Below are 5,335 nucleotides of genomic sequence, written 5' to 3'. Positions count from 1 at the left end.
AGATCGGGCGCGCCCTGGCGGCCTATGGACTGGTGCAGGCGGGTGTCTTCGTGGCCGTCTTCCTGCTGTCGCTGATCCCGGCGGTGCGCAGGCTTCTGACGCCTGCCGCCCTGCGCCGCACGCGCGTTCGTCGCGCCGCCATGCAGCAGTTCCTGGCCCACGGCCTGCACGTCACAGAGGCGCGCACGGGCGTCCTCATCTTCGCCGCCCTGGCCGATCATCAGGTCGAGGTGGTGGCGGACGAAGGCATCCATTCCTGCGTCAGTCCCGAGGTCTGGGCCGACGCCGTCGCCGCCCTGACCGGCGCCCTGCGGCGCGACCAGCCGGTCGAGGGCTTCGAAAAGGCCATCGCCCTGTGCGGTCAGGTTCTGGCGGAACGCTTTGCCCCCAAGCCCGCTGATGAAAACGAGATCCCCGACAAACTGGTTGTCATCTAGTCCGGCTATCAGGGTGGTTATCGGGGCCTCGCGACCGCCGCATTGAGGCGCGACAGTCGCTGGGATCGCGGGCAAGGAATTCATGCCGAGACTTCTGACCTACAACGTCCACCGCTGCGTCGGCGTCGATCGCAAGCTGGACGTGAACCGCATCGCTGACGTCATCGCCGAGTACGAGCCGGATGTCGTCTGCCTGCAGGAGCTGGACGTCGGCCGCGCGCGCACCGGCTGGGTCGACCAGGCCGACTCCATCGCCCAGCGCTTGGCCATGAGCGTGCAGTTCCATCCCGCCATGAAGGTCGAGGCCGAGCTTTACGGCGACGCCATCCTGACCCATCGACCCGAGCGGCTGGTGCGCGCCGCCGCCCTGCCCACCTTGCCCGGCCTCAAGGGGCTGGAGCCGCGCGGCGCCCTGTGGTCGGCGGTCGATTTCGACGGCGTGGTCGTCAACATCATGAACACCCACCTGGGGCTGGTGCCGCGCGAGCAGCGGCTTCAGGTCGCGGCCCTGGTCGGCCGGGACTGGCTGGGCGATCCGATGTGCGACGGGCCGACCATCCTGACCGGCGATTTCAACGCCACCTCCATCACCCGTCCCTATCAGGCCCTGACCCGGCGGCTGGACGACGCCCAGCGGCGGCTGGGGTTGAAGCCCTCGATCAAGACCTTCCCGTCCAGTTTCCCGGCCATCCGCATCGACCACTGCTTCGTCAGCCGCGAAATCCGCGTGACCGGCGCCCGTACGCCGTCATCGCCCCTGGCGCGAGCGGCCTCGGATCACCTGCCGCTGATCATCGACTTCGAGATCGATCAACCGGCGGCCTGACCGCCCTCTGACCTGGGTCGGGTGCGGTGCGAGCGATTCAGCCGCTTCCATGGCCGCCAGGCGTCGGTGGCTGATACCGGATCGCCGAACTGCCACTCGGCGAACATCCGCTCGACCCGCGTCGGTTCAGCCGCGCCCAGCGGCTTCATGCGCTCATGCCCAAAGGTCTGGATCGCCTGACCGACCGAACCCAGCAGGGTCTCAGCCTCGGCGAAGGCTTCGCCCGACACGCCGATGAAATGGCCTAGCGAGTGACGACGGAAACGTTGGATCACCTCGCGCTGCGCTTCCGTTTCAGCCTCGACCGAGACGTCGCATTCCGTATCCAGCCCCATCGAGCGATTGTTCAGATTGCTGGACCCGATCCTCAGCAGCTTGTCGTCGATGATGGTCATCTTGGCGTGGACGATGATCCGTTCGCCCTCGTCGGTCACAGGATAGAAGGCGGTGAAGCGATCATGGCGATCCGCCTGCTCCAGCCGATACAGAACCTCGGCCCTGGCCGTGTCCATCGTCATGCCGTCGAACCAGCTAGGGCTGCGCCCGGTCGAGACCAGCACCACCTCGGGTCCGTCCGGCTCAGCCAGACGTTCGGCCAGCGCCGCAGCCAGCAGGGGCGAGGTGAAATACTGGTTCTCCATATAGATCAGCGAGCGCGCGCGCCGGATGGCCTCCAGATGCAAGGCCTCGTTCTCGCGCACCTCGGGGCGACCACGCACCTGAGGTTCGGTGCGAGAGATTCCGACCTGAACCTCCGTCATCGACGGCGCCACCGCCTCCGGCCAGGAATCCGCGCACTGGGCCATGATCGGCGCGATCACCTCGCCGGTCGCCCGCCTCCAACGCTCGCGCGCCAGTTCGCCCAGAGCCTGCGCTGCCGGCCCGTCCATCACGCACATGACCTCATGCCGAGGCGCGGGAATGACGCCGGTCGGCTCGCACCGGCGCGGGTCGCCCGAGAAATGCTCTTCGGTGTCCCAGCGGTCGGTCGAGATGTCGCCGCCGCCGCAGAAGGCGATCTGGTTGTCGATCACCACCACCTTCTGATGGTGGCAGGCGCCCAGAATGCCCGGCCCATCCAGCCGGAACTCGACGATGCGACGGCGGAACCAACGCTGCGCCTTGTGTGGGTAAAAGCCTTGCGAGGCCGCGATCAGCAACGGCGAGCGCCAGATCAACAGGCGCACATCCAGGTCGGGCTTGTGACGCACCAGAGCCTTCAACTGATGACCGATCTCAGCCCGGCGGTCGGTCAGCGGCCCCTCGGGGTCGAGGCGCGTGCGCGGGTCGAACTGCCAGCCGAGAATCAGGATGGAGCGCTCGGCCTTGTGCAACGCCGACGCCAAGGCGTCGAAATAGGCCTTGTTCTCCATCAGGGGGGCGAACCGATGCGCCTTTGCGGACCGCCACACTCCGGTGGCTGTCTCCAGCAGGCTGCCCTCATAGAACTGGTCTGCTCGCATACCCCCAGCAATGGCTGATTCGCGTGACGGCCGGATGGGCCTCCTGATTTCACTCAGACGCCGATGAGGCCGGATCGTTCCATTTTCGCATCAGTCGGGTCAATGGCGCCGCTTCATCTGTTCGCCGCATTGTCGCCCGAAGATGTTTCTGGCATACTGCAATTATGCAAGCTCTGATCGAGATGCTGGCCGGCCTGATCGCCCTGCTCGCCGCAGCGGCGTTGTCGCAATTCGGTGTCGATATGAAAGCGCCGCAAAAGCCGGATCGCGAGATTCAACGGGTGCAGGATTGCGGCGACTCCAAGCCCGCAACCACGGTCCATGTGACCGCTCCGTCGTCCTGCTGATCCACAGATCACATTGATCCGCGTCGGCAAACGGCGATCTAATCCGCGCTCGAGCCTTTTCGCCTTACGATCCAGCCGTTAGGGTCCGTGCCTTGCGCCCTTCGCCGCCTTCGCTGGCGATCAGTGATCGAGACCGACGCCCATGAAATCCCGCCATCGGCCGCCGCTCAACCTGACCGACTCCGAACCCGCCTCCCCAGAGACGGAGCCCTCGGTCACGCCCGAAGCGATCGATGCCCTCGAAGAAGCGACGCTCGAAACCGACCTGGAACCGCAGCCTGACGCGCCGCAGCGCCCCATGTCCGAACGCCAGCGCCGCCGCCTGGCCGAACAACAGGCGCTGGCCGAGGAACGCGCAGCCGAGGCCGACAAGGCCGCACGCGCCCTGTCGCCCTTCGCCGAATCCGCCGACGCCCCGCCCGCCACCGTCACGCCCGCTTCACCCCCGGCCAAGACGTCCAGCAAGCGTAAAGGCAAGGCGGCGGCGCCCAACGGCGCAGCCAACGCCTATCTGATCGCAGGCCTGGCCTCCGCCCTGTGGGTCGGGGGCCTCGCATCCTGGTTCGCCTACGAACTGGGATCGGGAATGATGGAGCTCGACCCTCTGCGGCTGGCGGTCTACGTCCTGATCCTGCTGGCCCCGGTGGGCCTGTCCATCCTGCTGGCCCACGCCGTGCGCCAGGGCGCGGGCCTGGCCCAGGAGACCAAGCGGGCGCGGGAAATGGCCGACGCCCTGGTCGGGCCGACCGCCCTGGCCGCCAATCAGGCTGGGCAGGTGCTGAACACCCTGCGCGAAGACATTGATCGCGCCGCGCAATCGGCCGAACGCGCCCGCGACGATTTGGCGTCGCTGCGTGAGGCCCTGACCAAGGAATCCAACCTGCTGAACGAGGCCGCCGAACTGGCCGGCGGCACGGCGCGACGCCTTGCTGAACAACTGTCGCACGAGCGCGAGCAGATGGGTGTTCTCGGCGGCAAGCTGGAAGGCCAGGCATCGGCGGTTGTCGAGACGGTCGAACGTCAGTCGCGCATGGTGGCCGACGCCTCCGACCTGGCCCAGACCCAGTTACGCGAGGCCGAGGCCGCCCTGGCCGCCCGCGCCGCCGATCTGGCCGCCGCCGCCAACGAAGCCCAGGAAGCCGCCCGCGCCGCCTCCGACGATCTGGCCCGCCAGACCCTGCGGCTGGAGACGGCCGGCTCCGGCGTCGCCGAACAGATTCAATCCGTTGAGGAAGGCCTGGGCCAGCAACGCGCCGCCCTGGTCACGGCCGCCTATGCCCTGCGCACCGATCAGGAAGACTTCTCGGCCCAGATCGAGAGCCAGCGCGCCCAGCTTCTGGATCATCTGTCGCAGACCCGCACCGCCGCCGACGACATCAATCTGCGCGGCGACGAGGCCGCCGCCGCCATCAAGGCCCAGGTCGACGCCGTGGTCGATCAGTTCAAGGCCCTGGTCGAGATGTCCCAGCGCGAGGCTGACGGCTTCGACCACGCCACCAAGCTGTCGCTGGACCGCTTTGAAAGCCTGGCCGCCGAATCCCGCGACCTGTTGGTCGAAGAGACACGCCGCTCGCTGGAGGCGCTTCAGGCCACGGCCGATGAACAGCGCGTCGCCGCCCAGGCCGCGATCGAACAGGCTCAGATTCGCGCCGACCGCCTGGGCGAATCCCTGTTCGACGCCGCCCAGAAAGCTGATGAAGCCGCCGAGGCCCGGATCGACGGCGCCCGCCGCATCGTCGCCCAGACGGCCGACATGGTCGATCTGACCGGCCAGAAGCTGGTCGACAGCCTGCAGACCACTCTGGTTCAGGTCACCGACGCCCTAACCTCGGTCGAACAGGCCGTCGCCGAAATGGACCAACGCGCCGCCCGCCTGCCCGACGAGGCCCGCGCCCGCGTCGAAGCTGTGCGCCTCACCGTCGAAGAAGGCCTGAGCGCCCTGACCGCCGCCTCGCGCAAGGCGGCCGAGGACACCGAAGCCCTGGACGCCGGGTTCCAGGATCGCGTGCGTCGCAACTATGAAATGCTGACCGAGGCTGTGCGCCTAATGGGCGCCGTCTCCGGCGAGGGCGGCCAGCCGCGCCGTCGCCCGACCGTCCCCGCTCCGCGCGAAATCGAGCCGGCGCCCGAACCCAAGCGGCCAACTCCTGCGCCGGGTCTCGCGTCCGGCCTGGCCTCAGGTCTTGGCCTGCGGGGGCGTATGCGCCCTGAACACCCGGTCGAATCTGAGATTGAACCGATTCCTACGGCCCCGGCTCAGGC

General features: G+C 67.9%; 5 protein-coding genes. 4 read left to right on the top strand and 1 reads right to left on the bottom strand.

The window, feature by feature from the left end:
- A partial coding sequence (locus RT567_RS12830) for a TPM domain-containing protein (protein WP_313576705.1) occupies positions 1-437 on the top strand: 437 nt, incomplete at its 5' end.
- Positions 438-519: 82 nt separating this feature from the next.
- Complete coding sequence (locus tag RT567_RS12825; protein WP_313576704.1) at positions 520-1,263, top strand: endonuclease/exonuclease/phosphatase family protein; 744 nt, start codon at positions 520-522, stop codon at positions 1,261-1,263.
- Here RT567_RS12825 and RT567_RS12820 read toward each other — a convergent pair.
- Positions 1,248-2,726, bottom strand: a complete 1,479-nt coding sequence (locus tag RT567_RS12820; protein ID WP_313576703.1) for a phospholipase D-like domain-containing protein — start codon at positions 2,724-2,726, stop codon at positions 1,248-1,250. The two genes, RT567_RS12825 and RT567_RS12820, sit on opposite strands and share 16 nt — an antisense overlap.
- Positions 2,727-2,890: 164 nt before the next feature.
- On the opposite strand from RT567_RS12820, the gene RT567_RS12815 reads away from it, so the two are divergent.
- Together RT567_RS12815 and RT567_RS12810 are read left to right on the top strand one after the other, a co-directional pair.
- Positions 2,891-3,073: a hypothetical protein gene (locus RT567_RS12815; protein ID WP_313576702.1), complete on the top strand. Its 183-nt coding sequence runs from the start codon at positions 2,891-2,893 to the stop codon at positions 3,071-3,073.
- 142 nt (positions 3,074-3,215) lie between these two features.
- On the top strand, positions 3,216-5,335 hold a 2,120-nt coding region (locus RT567_RS12810; protein ID WP_313576701.1), incomplete at its 3' end, for a tipN.

This window comes from Brevundimonas sp. (genome assembly GCF_032107865.1).
Classification (GTDB): domain Bacteria; phylum Pseudomonadota; class Alphaproteobacteria; order Caulobacterales; family Caulobacteraceae; genus Brevundimonas.
Note: the sequence above shows the minus strand (reverse complement) of the source record. Positions and strands in the feature narration are given on the sequence as shown.

Excerpts from the sequence above, each read along its gene's own strand:
- RT567_RS12825 (WP_313576704.1), top strand. The coding sequence starts at position 520 with ATGCCGAGACTTCTGACCTACAACGTCCACCGCTGCGTCGGCGTCGAT.
- RT567_RS12820 (WP_313576703.1), bottom strand. The coding sequence starts at position 2,726 with ATGCGAGCAGACCAGTTCTATGAGGGCAGCCTGCTGGAGACAGCCACC.
- RT567_RS12815 (WP_313576702.1), top strand. The coding sequence starts at position 2,891 with ATGCAAGCTCTGATCGAGATGCTGGCCGGCCTGATCGCCCTGCTCGCC.